19 protein-coding genes, 1 tRNA gene and 1 other RNA gene are annotated in these 23,258 nt (G+C 72.7%); 6 read left to right on the forward strand and 15 right to left on the reverse strand.

Annotation, left to right across the window (positions count from 1 at the left end; all coding sequences use genetic code 11):
• Positions 1–55 precede the first annotated feature (55 nt).
• Together H181DRAFT_RS20310 and H181DRAFT_RS20315 are read right to left on the reverse strand one after the other, a co-directional pair.
• Positions 56–2,527, reverse strand: a complete 2,472-nt coding sequence (locus tag H181DRAFT_RS20310; protein ID WP_199810837.1) for a glycogen debranching protein — start codon at positions 2,525–2,527, stop codon at positions 56–58.
• A 228-nt stretch (positions 2,528–2,755) separates the two neighbouring features.
• Positions 2,756–3,337, reverse strand: coding sequence for a class I SAM-dependent methyltransferase (locus H181DRAFT_RS20315; RefSeq protein ID WP_045865973.1), 582 nt, complete (start codon positions 3,335–3,337; stop codon positions 2,756–2,758).
• A gap of 178 nt (positions 3,338–3,515) precedes the next feature.
• Here H181DRAFT_RS20315 and H181DRAFT_RS20320 point away from each other — a divergent pair, with 178 nt between their 5' ends.
• Entirely contained in the window at positions 3,516–3,905 is a 390-nt protein-coding gene (locus H181DRAFT_RS20320; protein WP_045865974.1) for a VOC family protein, read from the forward strand.
• Between the two features lie 43 nt (positions 3,906–3,948).
• Here H181DRAFT_RS20320 and H181DRAFT_RS20325 read toward each other — a convergent pair whose 3' ends face one another.
• Positions 3,949–4,716, reverse strand: a complete 768-nt coding sequence (locus H181DRAFT_RS20325) for a hypothetical protein (RefSeq protein WP_052708661.1) — start codon at positions 4,714–4,716, stop codon at positions 3,949–3,951.
• A 478-nt stretch (positions 4,717–5,194) separates the two neighbouring features.
• Between H181DRAFT_RS20325 and H181DRAFT_RS20330 the strand changes: the two genes are divergently transcribed.
• Positions 5,195–7,063: a S9 family peptidase gene (locus tag H181DRAFT_RS20330; protein ID WP_045865976.1), complete on the forward strand. Its 1,869-nt coding sequence runs from the start codon at positions 5,195–5,197 to the stop codon at positions 7,061–7,063.
• Here H181DRAFT_RS20330 and H181DRAFT_RS20335 read toward each other — a convergent pair.
• From H181DRAFT_RS20335 to H181DRAFT_RS20355, 5 genes are all read right to left on the reverse strand, one after another.
• Positions 6,975–7,853 (reverse strand): SURF1 family protein, encoded by an 879-nt coding sequence (locus tag H181DRAFT_RS20335; RefSeq protein WP_045865977.1) that lies wholly within the window; start codon positions 7,851–7,853, stop codon positions 6,975–6,977. The genes H181DRAFT_RS20330 and H181DRAFT_RS20335 overlap by 89 nt on opposite strands.
• A 125-nt stretch (positions 7,854–7,978) precedes the next feature.
• Positions 7,979–10,150, reverse strand: coding sequence for a hypothetical protein (locus H181DRAFT_RS29675; protein WP_052708662.1), 2,172 nt, complete (start codon positions 10,148–10,150; stop codon positions 7,979–7,981).
• On the reverse strand, positions 10,147–10,722 hold the full coding sequence (locus H181DRAFT_RS20345) for a SigE family RNA polymerase sigma factor (protein WP_045865978.1): 576 nt from the start codon (positions 10,720–10,722) through the stop codon (positions 10,147–10,149). Before H181DRAFT_RS20345 ends, H181DRAFT_RS29675 begins: the two co-directional genes overlap by 4 nt.
• A gap of 430 nt (positions 10,723–11,152) precedes the next feature.
• Positions 11,153–12,286, reverse strand: coding sequence for an aspartate-semialdehyde dehydrogenase (locus tag H181DRAFT_RS20350; RefSeq protein ID WP_045865979.1), 1,134 nt, complete (start codon positions 12,284–12,286; stop codon positions 11,153–11,155).
• Positions 12,283–13,635: an aspartate kinase gene (locus tag H181DRAFT_RS20355; RefSeq protein WP_045865980.1), complete on the reverse strand. Its 1,353-nt coding sequence runs from the start codon at positions 13,633–13,635 to the stop codon at positions 12,283–12,285. The genes H181DRAFT_RS20350 and H181DRAFT_RS20355 overlap by 4 nt, the downstream gene beginning before the upstream one ends.
• Before the next feature lie 766 nt (positions 13,636–14,401).
• On the opposite strand from H181DRAFT_RS20355, the gene H181DRAFT_RS20360 reads away from it, so the two are divergent.
• The 3 genes from H181DRAFT_RS20360 (at position 14,402) to H181DRAFT_RS20370 (ending at position 16,710) form a co-directional block, all read left to right on the forward strand.
• Entirely contained in the window at positions 14,402–15,052 is a 651-nt protein-coding gene (locus H181DRAFT_RS20360) for an SRPBCC domain-containing protein (RefSeq protein WP_045865981.1), read from the forward strand.
• Between the two features lie 163 nt (positions 15,053–15,215).
• Positions 15,216–15,695 (forward strand): SRPBCC family protein, encoded by a 480-nt coding sequence (locus H181DRAFT_RS20365; protein WP_045865982.1) that lies wholly within the window; start codon positions 15,216–15,218, stop codon positions 15,693–15,695.
• A gap of 268 nt (positions 15,696–15,963) precedes the next feature.
• On the forward strand, positions 15,964–16,710 hold the full coding sequence (locus H181DRAFT_RS20370) for a VWA domain-containing protein (RefSeq protein WP_045866096.1): 747 nt from the start codon (positions 15,964–15,966) through the stop codon (positions 16,708–16,710).
• Between the two features lie 57 nt (positions 16,711–16,767).
• Here the strand turns inward: H181DRAFT_RS20370 and H181DRAFT_RS20375 are convergent, their stop codons facing one another.
• The 6 genes from H181DRAFT_RS20375 to ffs form a co-directional block, all read right to left on the reverse strand.
• Positions 16,768–17,058: a DUF1905 domain-containing protein gene (locus H181DRAFT_RS20375; protein WP_045865983.1), complete on the reverse strand. Its 291-nt coding sequence runs from the start codon at positions 17,056–17,058 to the stop codon at positions 16,768–16,770.
• 198 nt (positions 17,059–17,256) lie between these two features.
• Positions 17,257–17,931 (reverse strand): DUF5063 domain-containing protein, encoded by a 675-nt coding sequence (locus H181DRAFT_RS20380; protein WP_045865984.1) that lies wholly within the window; start codon positions 17,929–17,931, stop codon positions 17,257–17,259.
• Positions 17,924–18,523: a recombination mediator RecR gene (gene recR, locus H181DRAFT_RS20385; protein ID WP_045865985.1), complete on the reverse strand. Its 600-nt coding sequence runs from the start codon at positions 18,521–18,523 to the stop codon at positions 17,924–17,926. The genes H181DRAFT_RS20380 and recR overlap by 8 nt, the downstream gene beginning before the upstream one ends.
• Before the next feature lie 280 nt (positions 18,524–18,803).
• Positions 18,804–19,148: a YbaB/EbfC family nucleoid-associated protein gene (locus tag H181DRAFT_RS20390; RefSeq protein WP_074467955.1), complete on the reverse strand. Its 345-nt coding sequence runs from the start codon at positions 19,146–19,148 to the stop codon at positions 18,804–18,806.
• Between the two features lie 243 nt (positions 19,149–19,391).
• Entirely contained in the window at positions 19,392–21,824 is a 2,433-nt protein-coding gene (locus H181DRAFT_RS20395; protein ID WP_045866098.1) for a DNA polymerase III subunit gamma and tau, read from the reverse strand.
• Positions 21,825–21,982: 158 nt separating this feature from the next.
• An RNA gene (ffs, locus tag H181DRAFT_RS20400) (signal recognition particle sRNA small type) lies at positions 21,983–22,081 on the reverse strand.
• Between the two features lie 73 nt (positions 22,082–22,154).
• Here ffs and H181DRAFT_RS20405 point away from each other — a divergent pair.
• Positions 22,155–22,239 (forward strand) — tRNA-Ser (locus H181DRAFT_RS20405).
• A gap of 95 nt (positions 22,240–22,334) precedes the next feature.
• Here the strand turns inward: H181DRAFT_RS20405 and H181DRAFT_RS20410 are convergent.
• The gene (locus H181DRAFT_RS20410) at positions 22,335–23,258 is read right to left on the reverse strand and encodes a LysR family transcriptional regulator (RefSeq protein ID WP_107068812.1); all 924 of its coding nucleotides are present in this window, start codon (positions 23,256–23,258) and stop codon (positions 22,335–22,337) included.

Consider the following 23,258-nt stretch of genomic DNA (forward strand, 5'->3'; position numbering starts at 1 on the left):
CGGGCGGCTGGGCCCACCTCAGGGTTGCCGGGCGGCACGGGGCGGCGGGCGCCCGCTACTTGGCGATCAGCACGAGCGCCGAGCGCGCCTTCACGGAGTGCACGGTCCCCTCTCCGCCGAGCGGCTTCTCGGAGCCGGGGGACGCCACCTGGTCCTCTCCTTCGGCGGCGCTGTCGGTGTCCGTCACGACGTGCCACTTCCTGCCCTCTCCCGGGGAGGGCAGCGTGAACTCGACGGCTTCGGACCAGCCGTTGTACGCGACGTACAGGGCGTCGGCCGGGTCGCCGAGTTCGGTGCCGTCGAGGCGCCAGCCAAGGGCGTGCTTGTCCGGGTCGTTCCAGTACGCCTCAGTGGGCGCACCGCCCTCGGGGGTGTGCCAGCTCAGCTGCGGCAAGCCGTTCCCGTTGCCGTCGGCGTCGCTGTAGAAGCCGGACGGCCGCAGCGCCGGATGCGCCTTGCGGAAGGCGATCATGCGCTGGGTGAACGTGTGGAACGTCTTCTGGTCGGCGTCCGGGCGGTGCCCCAGCCAGTTGGCCTCGGAGTCGAGGTTGTAGGGGTTGTTGTTGCACTTGACGGAGCGCAGGTGCTCGTCGCCGCCGGTCATCATGGGCGTGCCGGCAGAGAGCATCTGGAAGGTCATCCCGTTGCGGGCCGCCTGGCGCTGGGCCGCCGCGCCGCCGCCCTGGTCCCAGGAGATGTTGTTGTCCGATCCGCCGTCCGACGGGCCGTACGGCCAGGGCTGGCTGTTGTCCTTCTCGTCGCAGCGGTAGAGGTCGGCGAGCGTGAAACCGTCGTGCGCGACCATGAAGTTGACGGAGTTCCACGGGTGGCGTCCGTCGTCCCCGTACAGGTCCGAGGAGCCGGCGAGGCGCGTGGCGAGCCGGCCGGGCGTGATCTCCTCGCTGCCCATGCGGTTCTGGTCGCGGCGGAAGGTGTCGCGGAACTGGTCGTTCCATTCGGCCCAGCCCGCGGGGAACTCGCCGACCTGGTAGGTGCCTTCGCCCAGCGCCCACGGTTCCGCGATGAGGTCCGTGCCGGGCCCGCCCTTCGCGGGGCGCGGGGGCAGGGCTTCGGTGACGGCGCTCAGGGCGGTACCGGGGTCGTCCCTGTCGTAGCGGAAGCATTCGTGCTCGCAGGTGTTGCCGAGCACCGGCGCCAGGTCGAAGCGGAACCCGTCGACGCCCAGCTCGTCCTTCCAGTACGCGAGGGAGTCCACGATGAGCTGGCGGCTCGCGCTCCCGCGGGTGTTGACGTTGCCGCCGACGCCGGTGTTGTCGACCGGGCTCTGCCGGTCGGCGGTCAGCGAGTAGTAGGCGGGGTTGTCGAGACCGCGCTGCGAGAAGAGGTTGTAGGTGTCCTTGTCGTCCTCCTCGTAAGGGCCGCCCTCGCCCGCGTGGTTGTAGACGACGTCGGCGAGCACCTTGATGCCCGCGTCGTGGAAGGCCTTGACCATGGCCTTGAACTCGCGCGTCGGTCCGCCCGGGCTGCGGTCGGCGGCGTAACGGCGGTCGGGGGCGAAGAAGTTGAGCGTCTCGTAGCCCCAGTAGTTGTCGTCGGCGGTGTCCTGCGGGTCGGCGTCGTTGGCGTCGTTCTGGCTCTCCTGCAGCGGCAGGAACTCCACGGCGGTGACGCCCAGTTCGGCGAGCTCCGCCGCTTTGCGTGCCGCGCCCCGGTAGGTTCCGCGCTCGTCCTCGGGGACGGAGGTGTCGTTCATCGTCAGGCCGCGCAGGTGCACTTCGTAGAGGACGTCGTCCTTCAGCGCGCCGGACGGTTTCGTGCCCGTGTCCGTGCCGTCCTCGGCCAGCACGACGCCCTTGGGGGCGTGCGGCCCGCTGTCCTCGGTGCGGTGCTGCGGCCCCGTGGCGTAGACGTTCTCGCTGTTCTGCGCGGGGGTGCGCGGATCGTGGCTGAGTTCGCGGGCGTAGGGGTCGAAGAGCAGCTTGTTGGGGTTGAAGCGGTTGCCCTCGGCGTCCACGTCGCTGCGGAAGCCGGCGTCGGAGCCCTTCTTCCAGGCCTCGTCGTAGGGCCAGTTGGGGCCCCAGGCCCGGTAGCCGTAGTGGACGGCGCCCTCGATGCCGTACTTCGACTCGAGCTCCGCGGCGTCGACGGTGACGGACCAGACGCCGGTGGCGTCGTCCTTCGTGAGCTGCCGCGAGGTCTTCTCCTGGGCGCCGCTCGCCTCGTCGTAGAGGTACACGTCGATGCGGGTGGCGCGGGAGGAGTAGACCCTGAACTCGATGGTTCCCGCGGCCTCGTCGTACGTCGCCCCGAGGCGGTCCGCCGCACGCTTCCGCGAGGTGCGGTCCCGCGAGGCGGCGTCCCGCCCGGCGCCGCCCGCCGACGGTCGGGACGCGGCGGCCTGTGCGGCGGCACCCCGTTCCGCGGCGGCGGAGGCGGCCGGGGCGGAGTCCGCACCGGCGGGCAGGGCGAGCGCGGGCACGGCGAGAGCGGCGCAGAGCAGGGCGGCGGACGCCGCTCTGCCTGCCGGATGGCTGAGAGTTCTGCGTGGGGGCATGCGCGTAGGCACGGCGGCTCCTTCAGATCCGTCGGTGTCGCTCGGGCCGCACGCGCCGGCAGCCTTACGCGCTGCGGGCCGTGACGCCGGAGTGGTAACGGCGGGACGGACCGCAGGCGTTGCAAGAACTTGCTGAAAGTATCGACAGCACGGAACCCTGTCCACCCCCCGGACGCATCGAAGCTGACGCACCGTGAAGGCGCGCGGCCCTGGGACGCGCCCCCGGGACGCCCCGGTACTTCAGCTGTCCGCCGGCCGCCTCCCGCGGAAGCGCAGGCCGCCGCTCTCCGGATGCCGGTCGACCCGGACGCCGGTGAACCCCGCCGCCGCGAGCCGCCCCGGAAGCTCCGCGGGCACGAGCGTGTTCCTCGTGTCCCCGATGTGCAGCAGCCGGAAGCGGAGGTTGGGCTGGCTGTCGCAGCCGGCGAAGACACCGCCGGGGCGCAGCACGCGGAACGCCTCACGGAAGATCCGGTCCTGGGTCTCCGTGGCCGGAACGTGGTGGAGCATCGTGAAGCACACGACCGACGAGAACGCGGCGTCCGGCAGCGGCAGCGCCGACGCGTCAGCGTGCACGATGCGCGCCCTGTCACCCCACCCCTCCTCCAGTCGCCGGACCGTGTCCCCGTCGATCTCCACGGCGGTCAGCCGGGGGACCTGCTCGACGAGGACTCGCAGGTTCGCCCCGTACCCGGAGCCCAACTCCAGTACGTCCTCGCCCAGTTCGACGTCCTCCAGCGCCCACGGCAGCAGGTGCTCGCGCACTCCGCGGGCCCACTTCTCGGAGCTGCACAGTCTGCGATGTGCTCGGTTCATCGGCATGCGGAAGACGCTACGGGGACGTACCGGATGTCCGCTACATCCGTGCTCGTCCCCCGCGGACGGCGCCCGAGCAAGGCGAGATTCGTCGGACAGGGCCTACGATCGGGGACGGCATCGCGTGCCGGTCACCGGCCGGGTGAGGCATGGAGGTGCCGGGAGATGCCCTCGGAGGCATTCCATGTCAGTCGAGTTGAACCACACGATCGTCCATGCCCGGGACAACCGGGAGTCCGCGGAGTTCTTCGCGGACCTGCTGGGTCTCGGGATCACCGCGGAGTGGGGCCCGTTCATCGCCGTCGACCTCAGCAACGGCGTCACGCTGGACTTCGCCGCAGTCCCCGCGGACCGGATCACCCCGCAGCACTACGCCTTCCTCGTCTCCGACGAGGAGTTCGAGGCGGCGTACGCACGGATCAGGACGCGCGGCATCGAGCACTACGCCGACCCGCACATGCGGCAGCCCGGCACCGTCAACCACAACGACGGCGGCAGCGGCGTGTACTTCATGGACCCGGTGCGCCACGCCATGGAGCTGATCACCGTGCCGTACGGCGGCTGGACGCGTTGATCCCGGGCGCCGCCCCCGGCGTGCCGGGGGCGGCGGTGCCGCGCTACTCGTAGACGACGTACTCCGGTGCCGGGCGGAGCGCGAGCACCTCCTCGGGCTTCATCAGCCGGCTGCCCTCGGTGTCCTCCTCGTAGAAGAGTTTGAATCCGGTGTGCATCCCCTCCGGTAGGTCGTCGACGAGCCGGCGCCAGGTCGCGCGCTTGAGGTCCGGGGAGCCGATGCCGTCGGCGCACTTGACCACCGGGACCCCGTCGGCCGGACGTACGGCGTCCTCGTCGCTGACGACGGAGGGGGAGACCTGGTGGAAGACGAGCGGCTTGTCCGGCAGGTCGTGCTCCTCGACCAGGTCCGCCAAGTAGCCGGCGACCTCGTCGAGTTCCTTCCCGCTCGTGTGCCCGTAGGTCTCGCCCGGTACCTCACCGGGCCCCATGTCCCACTCCGGGTCGAGCGCCACGCCGACGTCGGGACGGACGAGCCACTCGCGCAGCGCCTTCACCTCGTCCAGCGCGGCGGCGCGCCCCGGCTGCACGTTCAGCAGCAGCAACGCGTCGTGCTCCCGGGCGAGTTCGTGGAAGCGGCGGACGGTCTTCTCCGGCGTGCGGGTGCGGTACTCGCCGTCCGGGCCCGGCGTGGGATTGGCGACGGTCGCCAGCAGCTCCAGCACGGGCATGAGTTCACGTCCGTCGCCGAAGTCCCGTGCCTTCTCCTCCAGTTCGCGTATTCGCGCGGCCGGGTCACCGCTGCCCAGCCGTCCCAGGGCGGCGGCGCCGGGCAGTCCGCAGTACCCGACCATGCGGTAGCGGGGGAACAACTCCCGTCCCCCGCGCGGCAGTCGGGGACGCCGCCTGGTCCTGCTCGGCGACGGCGAAGCCGACCCGCTGCTCCGGCCCCCGCCGCCAGACCCGCCGCCGGACCCGGAACCGGACGGGCTCCCGGCGGTGCCGCACCCCGCGCCGCCGAACAGGGCGAGCCCCGCCGCCGCCGAGGCGGCGAGCATCCCCCGCCGGCTCGCCGCGGGCCCGGGGGCGGACCGCCCCCGCGTCCTCCGTGCGCGCTCCGCCTGCCCCTGCCGCTCAGCGGCCCGTCGCGATATGCCGTCCGTCATCTCCACAGCCTCCGTCCGCCGGTACGTGCTAGCGCTGCCCCGTAGCCGTGCGCTTGTCCCGGGCGCCCGCGGACGAAACGGCGATCCCGCGCCGGTCCGTGCCCGCCCCGCCCACGACGCACCCGCTGCGCCCGCGACGTCCCCCTCCGTCGGCCGGGCGCCCGCCCGGCGCGAGAATGGGCCCATGACGCAGAACACGGATGCCAAACCGGACAGCGCCCCGGACTGGGAGAAGCGCTTCCGGGCGCCGCGGGTGTCGCTGCCCGAATGGGCCGAGGACGCCCCCGACCGCTCGCTGTACATCTCCAACGTGACGGGGACGTTCGAGCTCTACGCGTGGGACCGCGCCACGGACGAGCACCGCCAGGCCACGGACCGCCCCAACGGCACCACCGACGGGACCCTCAGCCCCGACGGTGAGGAGATCTGGTGGTTCGACGACACCGACGGCGACGAATTCGGCGTGTGGAAGCGGCAGCCGTTCAAGGGCGGCGAGGACGAGGCCGCCGTCCCGGGCCTCGGACCGTCCTTCCCCGCCGGGCTCGCCATCGGACGCGACGGCACCGCCGTCGTCGGCCGCTCCACCGACGAGGACGGCACCACGATCCACCTCGCACAGCCCGGCAAGGAGCCGGTCGAGATCTACCGCCACCGCGAGTCCGCCGGCGTCGGCGGGCTCTCGCACGACGGCACGCTGCTCGTGATCGAGCACACCGAGCACGGCGACGCCATGCACTCCGCACTGCGCGTGGTACGCCCCGACGACGGAAGCACCGTCGCGGAGCTCGACGACAGCGAGGGCGGCACGAAGGAACTCGGCCTGACCGTCCTCGGGTTCGCTCCCGTGGCGGGAGACCAGCGGCTGCTCGTCGCACACCAGCGCAGGGGCCGCTGGGAGCCCGTCGTCTGGGAGCCGCTCACCGGCACCGTCACGGACCTCGCGATCGACCTGCCCGGCGACGTGAGCGCCGACTGGTACCCGGACGGCGAGGCCCTGCTGATCTCCCACAGCCACCAGGCGCGCAGCGACCTGTGGCGGTACGAGATCGCCACGGGCACGCTGAGCCGGATCGAGACGCCCCCCGGCTCGGTCTCCGACGCGACGGCCCGGCCCGTCCCGGGCTCCCGGGCCGGCGGCCCGGAGGGCACCGCCGTCGAGTACCTGTGGTCCTCGGCGGCGCAACCGCCCCGCGTGCGCTCGGCGGACGGCACGGTCGTCCTCGATCCTCCCGGCATGCAGGCGCCGCCGTCCGTCCCCGTCGAGGACGCCTGGGTCGAGGGCCCCGGCGGCACGATCCACGCCCTCGTGCAGAAGCCACGGGGAGAGGGCCCCTTCCCCACGGTCTTCGACGTCCACGGCGGCCCCACCTGGCACGACAGCGACGCCTTCGCGGGACAGCCGGCCGCCTGGGTCGACCACGGTTTCGCCGTCGTACGGGTCAACTACCGCGGCTCCACCGGCTACGGGCGCGAATGGACCGACGCGCTGAAGCACCGCGTCGGCCTGATCGAGCTGGAGGACATCGCCGCCGTCCGGGAATGGGCGGTCGCCTCGGGCCTCGCCGACCCCGAGCGGCTCGTGCTGGGCGGCGGCTCCTGGGGCGGCTACCTGACGCTGCTGGGCATGGGCACCCAGCCCGACGCGTGGGCGCTGGGCCTGGCCGCCGTCCCCGTGGCCGACTACGTGACCGCCTACCACGACGAGATGGAGGCGCTGAAGTCGCTGGACCGCACGCTGCTCGGCGGCTCACCCGAGGAGGTCCCGGAGCGGTTCGAGGCATCGTCGCCCATCACGTACGTCGACCGCGTCCGGGCGCCCGTCTACATCTCGGCCGGGGTCAACGACCCGCGCTGCCCCATTCGGCAGGTCGAGAACTACGTCCGGAGGCTGGAGGAGCGCGGCGTCCCCCACGAGGTCTACCGCTACGACGCCGGGCACGGGTCGCTCGTCGTGGAGGAGCGGATCAAGCAGCTGAAGCTGGAGATCGACTTCGCTCTCCGGCATCTCCCTGCCCGGGAGGACCGCCAGGACCGGGGTCGGGGTCCGGAATGAGGCCGAGCGCCGCGTCCTTCGCCAGCTCCACGTCCCGGCGGAACAGCCGGAACCACATGAAGAGCACGAAGCCCGCGAAGACGAACCACTCGGCCGTGTAGCCGAGGTTCTGGAACGCCTTCATGTCGAGGCCGGTGTTGTCGGGCTGAACCGGCGGCACCGGCCTCAGGCCGGACCCGGCCGGCGGCTCCTGCACGGTGATCCACGCGTCGTGCACGTCGTACGGCACCACGTTGACCAGCGACGCCGCGCTGATCATGCCGAGCTGCCCCTCGGGCAGCGCGCCGGCGGAGTGCACGCCCGGACTGCCCTGGGACTCCGACGCCTGCAGCGCGCCCGTGACCTCGACCTCGCCGCGGGGCGGGTCGGGCACCCGGTCCGCGTCGGCCTTCCCGGGGAGCCATCCCCGTACGACGGGCAGCGCCTTGCCCTGGCCCGGCTCGCCCGCGCCTCCCCCGGCGCCGGTCGTCCGCAGCAGCGACAGCACGTAGAAGCCCTGCCTGCCGTCCAGCGTCCGGTCCGGCACGAGCAGCGGATGCCGGGTGTCGAAGCGCCCGGTGGCCTCGGCCGGACGCCCGCTCGTCTCCGCGTCCACGGGAAGCAGCCGCGACAGCGGCGCCGGCTCGGCCCGTTCCGCCCCGGACGCCGCCTTTTGGTGCGCCTCGTGGCTGTCGACGCGCGCCTCGAAACGCGAGAGCTGCCAGCTGCCCATGAACAGGCAGACAGGGATCGCCAGCACCGCGAAGAGGTTGATCCCCCACCAGCGCGGGGTCAGCAGGAACCGGTACACGCTCCAACGGTACGGGGCGCCTCCGCCCCTCCGTACGCGGGGCGCCGCCCTCCTCTCCCGCCGCAGGCCTGGCCGCGGCGCCCGGGAGCCGGACGAGGCGCCCTCGATGCGGAGGGCGGGCCCCGCTACTCGGCCGCCAGGACTCCCGTGCGGTAGAGGGTGCCCGCACAGGCGCCTGGGAGCTCCGTGCCGGCGGCGGCCGGGTCGCCCACGTCCGGGATGTGCGTCAGCACGACGCTGGCACCCTCGTCTCCGCCGCCTCCGTCGCCGCCGCCCGTGGAGGGATTGTCGGGACCGCCGGAGCTGCCGTTGCCGCCGCTGTCCGCACTGCCGCCGTCGCTGCCGCCGGAGTTGCCGCCCGAATTGCCGTTGTTGCCGCCCTGGGCGCCGCCGGGGCCCTCGCCCTCGGCGGACCTGGGGCTGGGCGAGCCGCTGGGGCACTCCTCGGGGACCCAGGCGAACTTCACGACGTAGGCCTCCCCGGGTCTCAGCACCAGCTGGTCGGGCGACTGGTCCGGGTCGGGCAGACCGTCCGCGCCGTCACCGGGCGTGTGGTCGAGGACGTCTATGCGGTCGATGTCGGCACTGCCCTGAGCGGACGCACCCACGACCCCCTCGCCCTCCACGGTGCACGCGTCGGACGAGGTGTTGACCACCCGGAAGCTGCCGTAGACCTTGCCCTCGCCGTCGGGCTCACCGGCGGACGCCGACCCCTTGCCGAGCTGGTCGCGGCCGCAGCTCGGCGCGCTCGTCGCGAGGGTGTCGTTCGGGTCCGCACCGCCGGACGCCTTGCCCGCCGAGGGGGACGGGGACGCGGAACCGTCGCCGTCCCCACCCTTGCCGCCGCTGCGGCCGGCGCCGCCGTCGGCGCTGCCGGAGCCCTGCGAGTGGCCGCCGCCGTCCAGGCCGCCGGAGTTCTGGGCCTGCTCGTGGCTGTCGCCGGCGTTGACGGCACGACCGTCGGGCAGGCCGGGCACGAGACCGGTCGTCATCAGCGCGGGCACGCCCACGCCCGCGAGCACGACCGCCGCCGCCGCACCGGCCAGGGCCCGGCGGCGGTGCACCCGGCGAGCGGGAATCGCATGCCGCAGGTAGTCGAGCGACTGGGGGGACGGCTCGATGTCGCGGACGCTGTCGCGCAGCATCCGGCGGAGCATCTCCTCGGCGTCGTCGTCCTCGCCGTCGGCGCCTCCGCCACCGCTGCCACCGGAGCCGCCACCGGAGCCACCGCCGCCGCGGCCGTCACCGCCCGCGGAACCGCCACCGCCGACGGGACCGCCGCTGCCTGCGGCAGCCGGCGGGCCCTCCGGCGGGGACGCGGCGGAGGTCTCTCCGGCCTGCGGGCCGCCGGCCGGGAAGGCGGCGGCTGCGCCGTCGCCCTCCGCCGCACCCTCCTGGGCCTTGCCGGTCCGCGCGGCGGGCGGCGGACCGGGCTGCTCCGGGGCCGGACCGCCGGGCTCGAAGCTGCCGGTGATGGGGTTGAAGTCGGTGGGCCTGTCCGGGGATTCTGCTCTGTTCTGTCGGTTTGAGTGCATGGCTGTACCCGCGTCTCGGCCCGCGTCCGGCCCTTCGGGGCCGGACCGCGGTGCGTCGGTGAGGTCCGGGGGTCGTGGCACGTCGGGCCCGGCAGGGGAGCTGGGGCCTTCGGGCGTGCCGGGGACCTCGGTCGGTTCGGTGACGCCCGGTACGTCCGGGGCGTCGATCTGGGGAGGCTCCGGGATCTCGGGCTCGTCGTAGATGCCGGGGGTCTCCGGGATCTCAGGGGGTTCCGGGATCTCGGGCATGTCCGAAGTACGGGGAGCTGCCGGGATGTCCGGGGTCGGAGGGATCTCGGGGCTGTCCAGGACATGGGGCGCGTCCGGGATCTCGGGCATCTCCGCCGGCCCGGTGACGTCCGGCACGTCCGGGACGCCGGGCAGGTCCGGCAGGTCAGGGGCCTCGGGTGCGCGGTGCGGGGGCAGTTCCGGACCGTCGGGGACGTCGGGCGCGTCAGGGGCGTGCGGGGTCTCCGGCGCGTGAGGGCCCGGGAACTCGTCGGGCTCCTCCGGGTCGTCGTCGTGCGCGCCGCGGACCTCGCCGAGCCCGTCGGCTCCGCCCAGTTCGTGCGTGCCGTCCGGCCCGTGCGTGCCGTGCGGCTCGTGCCTCTCGTTCGGGGCGCGCGTCCCGGCGGGCTCGCGTGCGCCCTCCTTCTCCGTGGCCCGGCCGGAGTGGCCGAAGGAGACGACCCGGTGCCGGCTCCGCGGCACCACCACGGAGCTCTCTCGCGTGCGCAGGCCCTCCCTGCCGTACGCACTCATGAGGCGGCCTCCATGGCGACGCGCAGGGCCGCTATCCCGCGCGACCCGTACGCCTTCACCGAGCCCAGGGACAGGCCCAGCACCTCGGCGACCTGCGCCTCCGTCATGTCGGCGAAGTAGCGCAGCACCAGCACCTCGCGCTGGCGCCGCTGCAGCCCGCGCATGGCTTTGATCAGCTCGTCGCGCTCCAGCTGCTCGTACGCGCCTTCCTCCGCGCTCGCCATGTCCGGCATGGGCTTGGAGAGCAGCTTGAGTCCGACGATGCGCCTGCGCAGCGCCGACCGGGAGAGGTTGACGACGGTCTGCCGCAGGTAGGCGAGGGTCTTCTCGGGGTCGCGGACGCGCTTGCGCGCCGAGTGGACGCGGATGAACGCCTCCTGCACGACGTCCTCGCACGACGCGGTGTCGTCGAGCAGCAGCGCCGCGAGGCCGAGCAGCGAGCGGTAGTGGACGCGGTAGGTCTCGGTGAGATGGTCGACTGTCGTGCCGGCTGTCATCGCGTCGTCAGTCTCCGCGCCTTCGGCGGCGACGCGCGGCGGGCGAGTGGCGGACCACGGCGTTATCACCGGCATACCCCCGGTACTGAAACCGGTGGTTCCGGGAACTGCCGCCAACGCTGATCCGAGTGCCTCTGCCACGCTTGTTGGACACACACTCCCCCTGGAGGGTTGTACGCGTTCGGCTCAGCCGTTGACGAATCGTCGAACGTCCCCATGCGTACCAGCTCTTCCTGAATGCCCCTGTTGTCACAGCGTCCTGACTTCTGGCAGTGGAGTCGAAGACGCCGTCCGCCCCGCCGCCGGTTGCAGCGGGGGAAGCGAAATTCTCGTCCACGCCGGTCGTGCCCGCCAGTGCCAAGACCCCTCCGTACGGCACAACTTCGGCCGGCGCCCTGCATACCGAGGACGGTCGACGGTGGACATGCCCGCTCCCCCGCCCTGCGGCTGGCCGTCCCGCCGCGAACACCGCCCGCGGCGGACGGCGCCATGTGCCGGACACGCCCTACGCGACGACCCGTTCCGCGATCTGCGCCATGTTCAGCGCCGCCCCCTTGCGCAGGTTGTCCGCGCAGACGAACAGTTCGAGCGCGCACGGGTCGTCCAGCGACTGCCGTACGCGCCCCGCCCACGTGGGGTCCGTGCCCGCCACGTCCGCCGGAGTCGGGAAATCCCCCTGGGCCGGGTTGTCGCAGAGCACCACGCCCGGGGCGTTCGCGAGGATCGCGTGCGCCTCCGGCACCGACACCTCGTGCTCGAAGCGCGCGTGCACGGACACCGAGTGCGCCGTGAGCACCGGCACCCGTACGCAGGTCGCCGCCACGCGCAGTTCGGGCAGTCCGAGGACCTTGCGGGTCTCCTGCCGCACCGTGAGCTCGTCGGACGTCCAGCCGCCCTCCGCCATCTCGCCCGTGAAGGGCACGACGTTGTAGGCGACGGGCGTGGCGTGCGGGTTGGCGGCGTCCCCGACGGGAGCCGCCGCCACGCTGCCGAGACCGTCGGCGACGACGCGCCTGATGTCGCCGGGGTGCCGGCCGAGTTCGGCGCCGGCGGCGTCGGCCGAGGTGAGCGCCGCCAACTGGCCGCGCAGCGCCTCGACTCCGGTCCGTCCGGCCGCGGAAACGGCCTCGTAGCTGGAGACGATCAGCTCGCGCAGGCCCCACTCCGCGTGCAGCGCGCCCATCGCGACGATCATCGAGAGGGTCGTGCAGCCGGGGCTGGCGATGATGCCGCGGGGCCGCGAACCGACGGCGTGCCCGTTGAGTTCCGGGACGACCAGCGGCACGTCCCCGTCCATGCGGAACGCCTTCGAACCGTCCACGACGACCGTGCCGTTGGACGCCGCGACCGGCACCCACTCCGCGGCGACCTCGTCCGGGACGGCGAAGACCGCGACGTCGGCGCCCTTGAGCGCCTCCTCGTTCAGGGCGCGGACACTGACGTCCTCACCGCGGACCTCCCGTACACGGCCGGCCCAGCGCGGGGAGGCGATCAGCCGGATCTCTCCCCACACGTCCGCCCGCTCCGAGAGCAGCGAGAGCAGGACCGTCCCCACAGCCCCGGTCGCACCGACGACGGCCAGGACGGGCCGGCCCGTACGGTCACCGTCAGGGCCGACCGTACGGGCGAAGGGCGTCACCGACCTGTGCCTCCGTAGACCACGGCCTCGTCGCTCTCGCTGTCGAGACCGAAGGCCGAGTGCACCGCGCGCACCGACTCGTTGACGTCGTCCTCACGCGTGACGACGGAGATGCGGATCTCGGACGTGGAGATCAGCTCGATGTTGACCTCGGCCTGGGAGAGCGCCTCGAAGAACGTCGCCGTGACACCGGGGTTCGTCTTCATCCCGGCGCCGACGAGGGAGATCTTGGCAATCTGGTCGTCGTAGCGCAGCGAGTCGAACCCGATCGCGCCCTGCGCCTTCTCCAGCGCGGCGATCGCCTTGCGGCCCTCGGTCTTGGGCAGCGTGAAGGAGATGTCCGTCAGCCCGGTGGACGCGGCCGAGACGTTCTGCACGACCATGTCGATGTTGACCTCGGCGTCCGCGATCGCCCGGAAGATCACCGCGGCGACGCCGGGCTTGTCCGGCACTCCCACGACCGTGATCTTCGCCTCGGAGGTGTCGTGTGCGACACCCGAGATCATCGCCTGCTCCATCGACTGTTCCCCTTGCCCGCTGTCCTTGCCCTGCCCGCTCTTGAGCGCGGCCTGCGCACCGGGGACGCCTTCCCCCCGGCCGTCGTGGCCGCCAGGCGGTTCACTGCTCACCCAGGTGCCCTGCAGCCCCGAGAAGGACGAGCGTACGTGGATCGGGATGTTGTAGCGACGGGCGTACTCGACGCAGCGGTGCAGCAGCACCTTGGAGCCGTTGCTCGCCAGCTCCAGCATGTCCTCGAACGAGATCCAGTCGATCTTGCGGGCCTTCTTCACGACCCGCGGGTCGGCGGTGAAGACGCCGTCCACGTCGGTGTAGATCTCGCAGACGTCCGCCTCCAGCGCGGCGGCCAGCGCGACGGCCGTGGTGTCGGAACCGCCGCGGCCGAGCGTGGTGATGTCCTTGCTGTCCTGGGAGACGCCCTGGAAACCGGCGACGATGGCGATGTTGCCCTCGTCGACGGAGGTCTGGATACGGCCGGGCGTGACGTCGATGATCCGCGCCTTGTTGTGCGCGGAGTCGGTGATCAGGCCCGCCTGGCTTCCGGTGAACGACTGCGCCTCGTGCCCGAGGGATTTGATCGCCATCGCCAGCAGTGCCATGGAGATGCGCTCTCCGGCGGTCAGCAGCATGTCGAACTCGCGCCCCGTCTGGACCGGGGAGACTTCCTTGGCGAGATCGATCAGCTCGTCCGTCGTGTCACCCATCGCCGAGACCACGACGACAACCTGGTTGCCGTTCTTCTTGGCCTCGACGATCCGCTTGGCAACGCGCTTGATGCCCTCGGCATCGGCAACGGAGGAGCCGCCGTACTTCTGCACGACAAGGCCCACGTGTGCTCGCTCCTCGAATCTCAGTCGTTCTGCACCCTTGCCCCGCGAAGCTCCACGGAGGGACCCCGTCCGGGAATCCATGGGTCGGCTCAGTTTACCGAGAGAGCGTTCCGCCCTCTCGTCCAGCGACCAAACCTGCCCGTTCGAGGGCTGCCCACACGGGAACGTAAGGCAGCTCACACGGCCGGCACCGGGACGGGGCGTGACGGTCCGCACGCGGGAAGTGCCGCGTGCCTGGCCGCGCGGGGGTTGACGCTCGGCCCCGCGGCGACGCGTGCACCGAGCAGACAACTCGCGAGTAACCCGCGGGCCGACCGGACGCGGTGCACACGCTCCCGGTGCCGGACTGGCCTCCCGCACGACGCCTCCCAGCCGCATCCGCCGCGCTCGGGGGCGCCGGGCACGGGGCGCCGGGCTCGGGGCGCCGGGCTCCTCCTCTCCGCCTGCGCCGCCGGGCTCGTGGCCGAGCGGCCCGGAATCGGGCCCGCGAACGCCAACGCCCGGTCCTGACCTGCCCATTCACCCGGGGCGCGACCCGCCCGCCGCACCGGCTGCCCCTGCGGCGACAATTGCGCGACGACTCGGGGCGAGCGCCGCCGGGTCCGGCCCCGCAGGGCGCCCGGCGCAGGCGGAGAACCCTTCGGGCCGGTCCCCGGCACCGCTTCCCGGCCGCGGGCGGGCCCGACCCTGTGGACAGGGCGGCCTCCGCGCCCCGCTCCGGTCAGCACTCGGACAGCGTCCCGCCGCACGGCGAAGAGGAGCAGCGGTGAAGGAGATCGTCAGCCAGATCGACCTCGTGGAACGGCACGTGGGGAGCCGCACGGTCGCGGACGGCGAAGCCCGTACCGTCCTGCTGCGCCGCACCTACGACGCCCCGGTCGACGACGTATGGCACGCCTGTACCGACCCCGTGCGCCTCAGCCGGTGGCTGATGCCCGTCAGCGGGGACCTGGAACCCGGCGGGACGTACCGGCTGGAGGGCGGCGCGGGCGGCGGGATCCTGCACTGCGAGCCGCCCCGGCTGCTGCGGATCGGCTGGACGTTCGGCGACGCTCCGGAGTTCAGCGAGGTCGAGGTGCGGCTGGCGCCCGAGGGCGAGGACCGGACGCTCTTCTCACTGGAGCAGACCGCGGTGGTGCCGCCCGAGGTGTGGGACCCGTTCGGGCCTGGCGCGTTCGGCGTCCAGTGGGACCTGACGGCACTCGGGCTCGCCCTCGAACTCGGCGGCGGCCCGGCCGGCGACCTCGCCGCATGGCGTCAGGAGTCGGACGAGGCACGGGAGTTCATGACGCGCAGCAGCGAGGCCTGGGGAGCCGCGTACGCGGCCTCCGGGGGCTCCGCCGAGGCGGTCACCGCCGCCGTGCAGGCCACGACGGGGTTCTACGTCCCCCCGCTCGACGAGACCCGCGGCGTCTAGGGCCTGGGCCGGTACGGCGGGCCGGGGGCGGTCAGGATCCTCCGGTACCGGGTCGCCCTCCGGCGGCGGGCCGGCACCGCGGGCGCTGTCAGTGCCCGCTGGTTCAATTCCGGGCACAGGGGGCGGACGATGGAGTCCGGCCCCGCTTCGGAAGGTGGACCTCATGAGTGGACCGCACGTGACAGTGGAGCGCCGCATCGCCGCCCCGGCCGACCGGGTGTGGGCGGTGCTGACGGACATCGCGGCCGCCCCCCGCGTGATCAGCGGCATCGAGAGGGTCGAAATGCTCAGCGACGGCCCCTTCGGGGTCGGCACCCGCTGGCGGGAGACGCGCCGCATGCTGGGCAAGGAGGCCACCGAGGAGATGTGGGTCACGGCCAGCGAACCCTCGAAGCGCTGCGTCATCGAGGCCGGCTCCCGCGGCGTGCACTACGTCTCGGAGTTCCTCCTCACCGACGAGGGCGGCGCCACGTCGGTGCGTCTGACCTTCGGCTCCGAACTCGCGGACGGAAGCGGGCTGAAGGCGAAGCTGATGCAGGCGATGGGCTCCCTCGGCGCGAAGACGGCGGCCAAGGCCATAGCGAAGGACCTCGCGGACATAGCGGCTTCGGCGGAGGCCGGCGGCCCGGAGGCGGCGGACTGACCGCGTCCCGTCGCTCCCTGCCAGGGAGAACCAGGGTCGAGGCGAACCGTCCGGCGAACGCTGCGAGTTGACGTGCGCTCCGTGTGCCCGGCCGTGTCATGGAGGTCAACTCCCCGCCCCGCAAGGCGTATTGGCATCCTTGTGGCACGTCCGGCCGTTCCGGATGGCACACAGCCATGTCCAAATCACGCGATTGGGCCGTAATGTTCGCGTACGCCCTGTACGCAACTCCCCAGCACAGCAGGAGGCCCGCGTGTCCATCGACTACGTGAAGCGCCCAGCAGGCTCCCCCGCCGGGGCAGCCACCCGGCAGGCCGGGCCCCGAACGCCCGACGGCCTGGTGAACCTCCGCAAGACGGCACGCGTGGCGCTGGAGAAGGCCGGCCTCTCCGGCCGGCGCGCCGCCGTCTACCTGGTGCTGGACCGCTCCGGCAGCATGCGCCGCTACTACAGGGACGGGACGCTCCAGCACCTGGCCGAGCAGGTACTCGGCCTCTCCGCCAACCTGGACGACGACGGCACCGTCCCCGTCGTCCTGTTCTCCACCGAGGTGGAGGGCGTCGCGGAAGTCCGGCTCGACGCCTACGAGAACCGGATCGGCCCCCTCAACGAATCCCTGGGCCACATGGGCCGCACCAACTACCACCTCGCGATGGAGACGGTCGTCGACCACTACGTGGCGTCAGGGACACCCGACCCGGCGTTCGTCGTCTTCCAGACGGACGGAGCGCCCACGTCACGCTCCGCCGCGCAGCGTGCGCTGTGCGACGCCGCGAGGCTCCCCATCTTCTGGCAGTTCATGGGCTTCGGCGATCCGGAGAGCAAGCAGTTCGACTTCCTCCTCAAGCTCGACGAACTGCCCGTTCCCGCCCGGCGGGCGGTGGACAACGCGGGCTTCTTCCCCGCCGGCACCGAGCCGATGCGGATCCCGGACGAGGTGCTGTACGCGGAGCTGATGCGCGAGTTCCCCTCCTGGCTCGGCGCCGCCCGCCGGGCGGGGATCCTCTCCCGCTGACGCGCCCGCGCGCGCAGGCAGCGGGAGGGCGTACCCGCAGGACCGGCGGACCGGCTCCTAAGCGATGTCGGCGTGCGGGGTTCCGTCCAGCCGCTCCACGAGGTGGACGGTGACCGTGTCTCCGGCCTGCTTGCCGATGGCGCGGCGCACCTCGGCGCGCACCGGCAGCTTGTGCGTACCGTCGCCCAGCGCCATGAACGAACTACGGAACGGGTGCCCGTCGATCGTCCCGCGCACCTTCACCAGCCCCCGGGTTCCGAAGTACCCGACGGAGTCCGGCCACACCAGATAGGTCCAGCCGCCCACGTCGGGGCCCTTCCGCAACGTGGCGGTGAATCGCTTGTCCATGCCTGCCTCCCTCGACCGTCCGCTGTGCGGGCCTGCGAGAGAAGAGACCGGGACGACGCGGACGACTCATCGCCGCGAGCCGCGTCGTCCCCTCCAGAGGCCGGACGGGCAGACGGACGAGGGCGCCGGGGAAACCCGGGGCCACGGGCGGCACCGGGGCAGGGCGAGCCGGCCCGGCGCGCCGAGCGGAACCGACGCTCAGCCGCGGCCGGCTTCGGGCTGCATCCCCAGCGGCACACCGATCTCTGCGGCCATGACCGCACCGGCCTCCTTCTCCAGCAGGCCGTCGTCCTCCCCGGCGTCGCTGTCCGTGTCCAGCCCGTCCAGCGCGCGGAGCGGAGTGTCGAGACGGACGTGCGCCACGAGGGACTGCAGGGCACGCAGAGCCGCCGAAGCCGTGGGACCCCAGTTCGACAGGTAGGAGAACTGCCACCACCACAGGGCCTCGCTGACCCTGCCCTCCTTGTAGTGGGCCATTCCGTGCCGCAAGTCCGTGATCACACCGACCAGATCGTCGGAGATACGGCATGCGACGGGGGCCGTACGGGGCTCGTACGGGTCGAAGACCTCGGAGTAGACGTCGACCGGTTCCAGCAGCGCGGCGAGCTTGAGCCGCATCTCGTCGACGTCGGGCTCGGGGCCGATGTCCGGCTCGTACCGCTCGACGGGGACGAAGTCCTCGTGCGCCCCCAGCCGGCCTCCGGCGAGGATGAGTTGCGACAGCTCCAGCAGCAGGTAGGGGACGGCGCTGTCGGGGTCGTCCCCCTTGGCGACCTCGGTCACCGAGACGATGAAGCTCTCGATCTGGTCGGAGATCTGTACGGCGAAGTCGTCCGGATTGTCCTTGATCGCGTTCAGCGTGGCGTCAGACATCAAGCAACCTTCTCCCCTCGAAGGCCCGCCCCAGCGTGACCTCATCGGCATATTCAAGATCTCCCCCGACAGGGAGGCCGCTTGCCAGGCGCGTCACCCTCAGCCCCATGCTCGAGACCATACGCGCGAGGTAGGTGGCCGTCGCCTCTCCTTCCAGGTTGGGGTCCGTGGCCAGGATCAGCTCGGTGACGGCACCGTCCGCGAGCCTGCTCATCAGCTCCCGGATCCGGAGGTCGTCGGGCCCGACGCCTTCGATGGGGCTGATGGCACCGCCGAGCACGTGGTAGCGGCCGCGGAACTCACGCGTCCGCTCGATCGCCACCACGTCCTTCGGCTCCTCGACCACGCAGATGACGCTGCGGTCACGCCGCGTGTCCAGGCACACCCGGCACTGCTCCTCCTGCGCGACGTTGCCGCACACGGCGCAGAACCGGACCTTGTCCTTGACCTCCAGCAGTGCGTGCGCGAGACGCCGTACGTCCGTGGGCTCCGCCTGGAGGACGTGGAAGGCGATCCGCTGCGCGCTCTTGGGACCGACGCCGGGCAGCCTGCCCAACTCGTCGATGAGGTCCTGAACCACGCCTTCGTACACGGATGCTCCTGCCTGTCTCTCCGGGCTTCCGGGCCTGTGCCCTTCCGCCCACGGCCCGGCGAACCGTAGCCGCCCCCCGACCGCGCCACCACCGCCTGGAACCCCGAAAGATCCCTGAGAGGCCGCTCGTCGAGCGGCCCCGTGACATGAACGACCTGGTGCCCCCTGGCCGTTCCCTGAAACCGGACCGGCCGGCCCGGTCCGGGGCCTTCCGGATCCATGAGGGCCGGAAGGCCCCGGCCGCTCGGACCTGCGGCCCCCGGGACCTGTCCGACAGGCCCTAGAAGGGGAGTCCCGGAACGCCCCCGCCGCCCAGCCCCTCCGCGAGCGGGCCGAGCTTCTGCTGCTGCAGCTGCTGGGCGCCGGCGACGGCGTCCCGAACAGCGGCGAGCACCAGGTCGGAGAGCGTCTCGGTGTCTTCCGGATCGACGGCCTTCGGGTCGATGACGAGGCCCTGGAGCTCACCCGCCCCGTTCACGGTCGCCTTGACCAGGCCGCCGCCGGAGGAACCGTCGACCGTACTCTCGGCGAGTTCCTGCTGCGCCTCGGCAAGGTCCTGCTGCATCTTCTGGGCCTGCTGCAACAGCTGCTGCATGTCGGGCTGGCCCCCACCACCGGGAATCACGACTTGGCTCCTGGCTCGTCGACGTCTCTGATGTCCGCGCCGCCGCCACCGCCGCGGACCGACGGTGCGGAGCACGCGCTGCACGCACCGCGCATGTTCTGCGCGGAGTGCGCATACGGCACATGGCTCACGTAACCGCCGTACGCGTACTTCTCTTTCCACGGCTGAGCCTACGTGCTCGGAGCGGAGCCCGCTGAACCTGTCCTCATCCTGCCGAGGGCGCACCGGCGGCACCCGCGGGGATCACCCGTGCTCGAACTCCTCGATGACCGTGGCCCCGAGCTCACGCATGATCAAGTCGTGGCCGGAGAGCGCCGATTCGTCGAGGTCGGGGTCGTCCTCGGCGGGCATGTCGTCCTCGAGGCCGCCGCTGTACGCACTGGCCGCCGCGGAACCGGCACCCGGCCCTCCGCGTGCGGCGTACGACGAGCCGGCCTGCCCGGGGACCGCCCCGGCCGGTGCCGCGACCGCCGTGCCCCCGGCACCGCCCGGCCCCGGCCCGGCCTGCGCGGCCGCCATGGCCTGCCGGGCGCCCGCGGACGCCCCGCCCGCAGATCCCTCGCCGCCCTGCCCGGGTCGCGCCCCGGGCTCCTGGCTTGCGGCCTGGCCCGGAGCAGAGGAGCCGCCGGACGCACCGGAAGCACCGCCGCTGCCGAACCCGCCGCCGAACCCGCCGCCCAATCCGCCGCTCTGCCCGCCCGGACCGGCACCGCCGCCCTGCGGCCCGCCGCCGGGGCCGGAGCCCGCTCCGCCGGAGGGGTCGACGATCGCCTCGACCTTCCAGTGCACGCCGAGCGCGTCGTTGACGGCCTGCACGAGGACGTCCTCGCTGCCGCCGCCCGCGAAGCTGTCCCGCGCGCCCGCGTTCGAGAAGCCGAGCTGCAACGTCGTGCCGTCGAACCCGACGATCTGCGCGTTCTGGCTGAGGAGGATCCAGGTGAAGCGGCGGCGGTTCTTCACCGCCTCCAGGATCTGCGGCCACATCTGCCGCACCTGGGCAGCGCCCTGCGCGGGGTCCTTCGCCTCGCCGGCCCCGCCGCCCGCCTCCTCGCCCGGCGGCGGCAAGGACGACGCAGCCGCCGCAGCCCCCGCGGGCGCCTGCTCGGCCGGTGCACCCGGCGAGCCGCTGCCCCCGCCGCTCACAGGCCACGCGCCCGGACGGGACGCCTGCCCGGAAGTCTTGTCGGCACCGCTCGTCCCGGACGGCCACGCGCCGGGCCTGCGCCCGCCACCGCCGCCCGCCGGCCCCGGCGGGCCCTCCGCCGGACGCTCCGCGGCGGCAGGCTCGTCGGCCGCACCGGGGGCCGCCTGCCCGCTCGGGGCCTGAGCCGCACGCGGCGCCGCAGGCCCGGCAGGGGCGGAACCCTGCGCGGGAGGCCCGTCCACCGGAGCCGCCGGCTCCTCTCCCCCCGCGGCGGGACGTACGGGAGGCGGGGCCACCGCCCCAGCCCCGGCAGCACCCGTCCCGGCCCCGGCGTCGGCACCGGCCCCCGCCCCGAGCCCGGTTCCGGCGAAGGCCGCCCCCCGCTCCAGCCTGTCGAGCCGCGCCTGCACGGAACGCTCGTCGCTGTAGGCGGCCGGCAGCAGCACCCGCGCGCAGATCAGCTCCAGTTGAAGCCTCGGCGACGTCGCCCCGCGCATCTCCGTCAGGCCCGTGTTGACGACGTCCGCGGCGCGGCTGAGCTCCGCCGCCCCGAAGGTCCCGGCCTGCGCGCGCATCCGCTCGACGACGTCGTCGGGGGCGTCGATCAGCCCCTTCTCCTCCGCGTCCGGCACGGCGGCGAGGATCACCAGGTCCCGCAGCCTCTCCAGGAGGTCCGTCACGAAGCGGCGCGGGTCGTGACCGCCCTCGATGACCCGGTCGACGATCTCGAACGCCCGCGCGCCGTCTCCCGTGGCGAAGGCCTCCGCCACCTCGTCGAGCAGCGCGCTGTCCGTGTAGCCGAGCAGGGCGGTCGCCATGGCGTACGTCACGCCGTCCTCGCCCGCGCCCGCCAGGAGCTGGTCCATCACCGACATCGAGTCCCGGACCGATCCGGCCCCCGCACGGACGGCGAGCGGCAGCACCGACTCCTCGACCGGGATCGCCTCCCGCGTGCAGACCTCGGCCAGGTAGTCCCGCAGAGTGCCCGGCGGCACCAGACGGAACGGATAGTGGTGCGTACGCGACCGGATCGTGCCGATGACCTTCTCCGGCTCGGTCGTCGCGAAGATGAACTTCAGGTGCTCCGGCGGTTCTTCGACGACCTTCAGCAGGGCGTTGAACCCCGCCGAGGTGACCATGTGCGCCTCGTCGACGATGTAGATCTTGTAACGGCTCGACGCCGGCCCGAAGAACGCCTTCTCCCTCAGCTCGCGAGCGTCGTCGACACCGCCGTGGGACGCGGCGTCGATCTCGATCACATCGATCGAACCGGGCCCGTTGCGCGCGAGATCACGGCACGAACGGCACTCGCCGCACGGCGACGGAGTGGGCCCCTGCTTGCAGTTGAGGCACCGGGCGAGGATGCGCGCGCTCGTCGTCTTGCCGCAGCCGCGCGGCCCGCTGAAGAGATAGGCGTGGTTGACCCGGTTGTTGCGCAGAGCCTGCTGCAACGGTTCGGTCACATGCTCTTGCCCGATGACCTCTGCGAAGGTCTCGGGGCGGTACCGGCGATACAGGGCGAGGGACGACACACCCCCGACGATATCGGTGCCCACCGACAAGTCACGCCGCCCTCGTCCGGCCCGCCTCCCCCACCCGCGCGAGCGCGGACAGCGAGCCCGCACAAGGATCTTGAGCCGCGGCGAGGCCCGGCGCGAACCGCGTGCGCATCTCCTGGAGGAGCGCCCGGAACGCGAACGCCCCTCACGCACCCGCCAGAGCCCTCCTACCCTTGCTGCCTTCCGGCCCTGGGGGAGTTCAGAGAGATAGCGCCACGTGAGGGGCTGCGCCCAACACTACCCGATGCGCGTACCGGGGATCGAGTTCGCGAGCACTCCTGAACGTCTTGTAGAGTCTGCGGCGGAGGATTCGCCTAGTGGCCTAGGGCGCACGCTTGGAAAGCGTGTTGGGGGCAACCCCTCACGAGTTCGAATCTCGTATCCTCCGCCCAGCCTCACCGGGCTGTCACGAAGGCCCCGACCGGGAAACCGGCCGGGGCCTTCGTCGTTGCGTGGTTGCTCTTCGTCTTTTCCCATCCTCCTTCAGCTTCGTGGCTGGATCTCGGTGCCGACGGGTTCGACGGGTTCGGTGAGCGATGCGACCAGGTCTTCCACCACCGGTGGGCCGCCCGTGACGCGCAGGGCCTCGACGCGGTGGGACAGCTCCGGCTGTGTCAGGGGGATGCCGACCAGGTCCTGCCGCCCGGCGAGCGCGAAGCGTGGGAGGAGGCCCAGGCCCTGTCCTCCGGCGAGCAGCTCGGTGTACGTACGCACGTCGTGGCCGTCGTACCGCAGGGCCACCCGCAGATGGGGGCTGTCTCCGACCACGGCGCACAGGTCCGCCAGGGGGGCGCTCACGCCCGGTGCGTCGATCCACCGGGCGTCGATCAGGTCCGCCAGCCGTAGATCCGTGCGGTGTGCCAGGGGGTGGTGGGGCGGCAGGGCCACCACCACCGGCTCCCGGCAGACCGGTACGCCGCGCAGCCCGGCCCCCCGGGGCGGGCGCAGGGGGTCCTCGGGCAGGGCGAAGCCGTCGACCAGGCCGAGGTCCAGTTTGCCGGTGGCGACGCCCTCGGCGACCGCCTGGCGCGGCAGCGTACGTACCGTCAGCTCGTGCGCACCGGCACGCCGGGCCACCTCACCGATGATCCGCAGTGCGTGTGCGGTGGCCGCCAGTGGACAGATGCCGACGGTCAGCCGCCCGGTGGTTCCGCCCTTCACCCTCTGGACTTCCGCACGCGCGGCGTTGATGCGCAGGAGGATCGAGGCCACGTGGTCCATCAGCCGGGCACCGGCCTCCGTCGGGCCCACCGGCCGCCGACAGACCAACTCGACGCCCAACTCCCCTTCCAGCGAGGCAATCTGCTGGGACACCGCGGACTGCGTATAGCCCAACTCCCGGGCGGCGTCGGAGAAGGAGCCGTGAGTGATGACGGCCGAGAAGGTCTTGAGCAGGCGCGGGTCCAC

It is taken from the genome of Streptomyces sp. WMMB 714, assembly GCF_900090125.1.
Taxonomy (GTDB): Bacteria; Actinomycetota; Actinomycetes; order Streptomycetales; family Streptomycetaceae; genus Streptomyces; species Streptomyces daqingensis.

Coding starts and splice junctions, on each gene's coding strand:
- H181DRAFT_RS20315 (WP_045865973.1), bottom strand. CDS start 3,337: ATGCCGATGAACCGAGCACATCGCAGACTGTGCAGCTCCGAGAAGTGG.
- H181DRAFT_RS20320 (WP_045865974.1), top strand. CDS start 3,516: ATGTCAGTCGAGTTGAACCACACGATCGTCCATGCCCGGGACAACCGG.
- H181DRAFT_RS20330 (WP_045865976.1), top strand. CDS start 5,195: ATGACGCAGAACACGGATGCCAAACCGGACAGCGCCCCGGACTGGGAG.
- H181DRAFT_RS29675 (WP_052708662.1), bottom strand. CDS start 10,150: ATGAGTGCGTACGGCAGGGAGGGCCTGCGCACGCGAGAGAGCTCCGTG.
- H181DRAFT_RS20345 (WP_045865978.1), bottom strand. CDS start 10,722: ATGCCGGTGATAACGCCGTGGTCCGCCACTCGCCCGCCGCGCGTCGCC.
- H181DRAFT_RS20365 (WP_045865982.1), top strand. CDS start 15,216: ATGAGTGGACCGCACGTGACAGTGGAGCGCCGCATCGCCGCCCCGGCC.
- H181DRAFT_RS20375 (WP_045865983.1), bottom strand. CDS start 17,058: ATGGACAAGCGATTCACCGCCACGTTGCGGAAGGGCCCCGACGTGGGC.
- H181DRAFT_RS20380 (WP_045865984.1), bottom strand. CDS start 17,931: ATGTCTGACGCCACGCTGAACGCGATCAAGGACAATCCGGACGACTTC.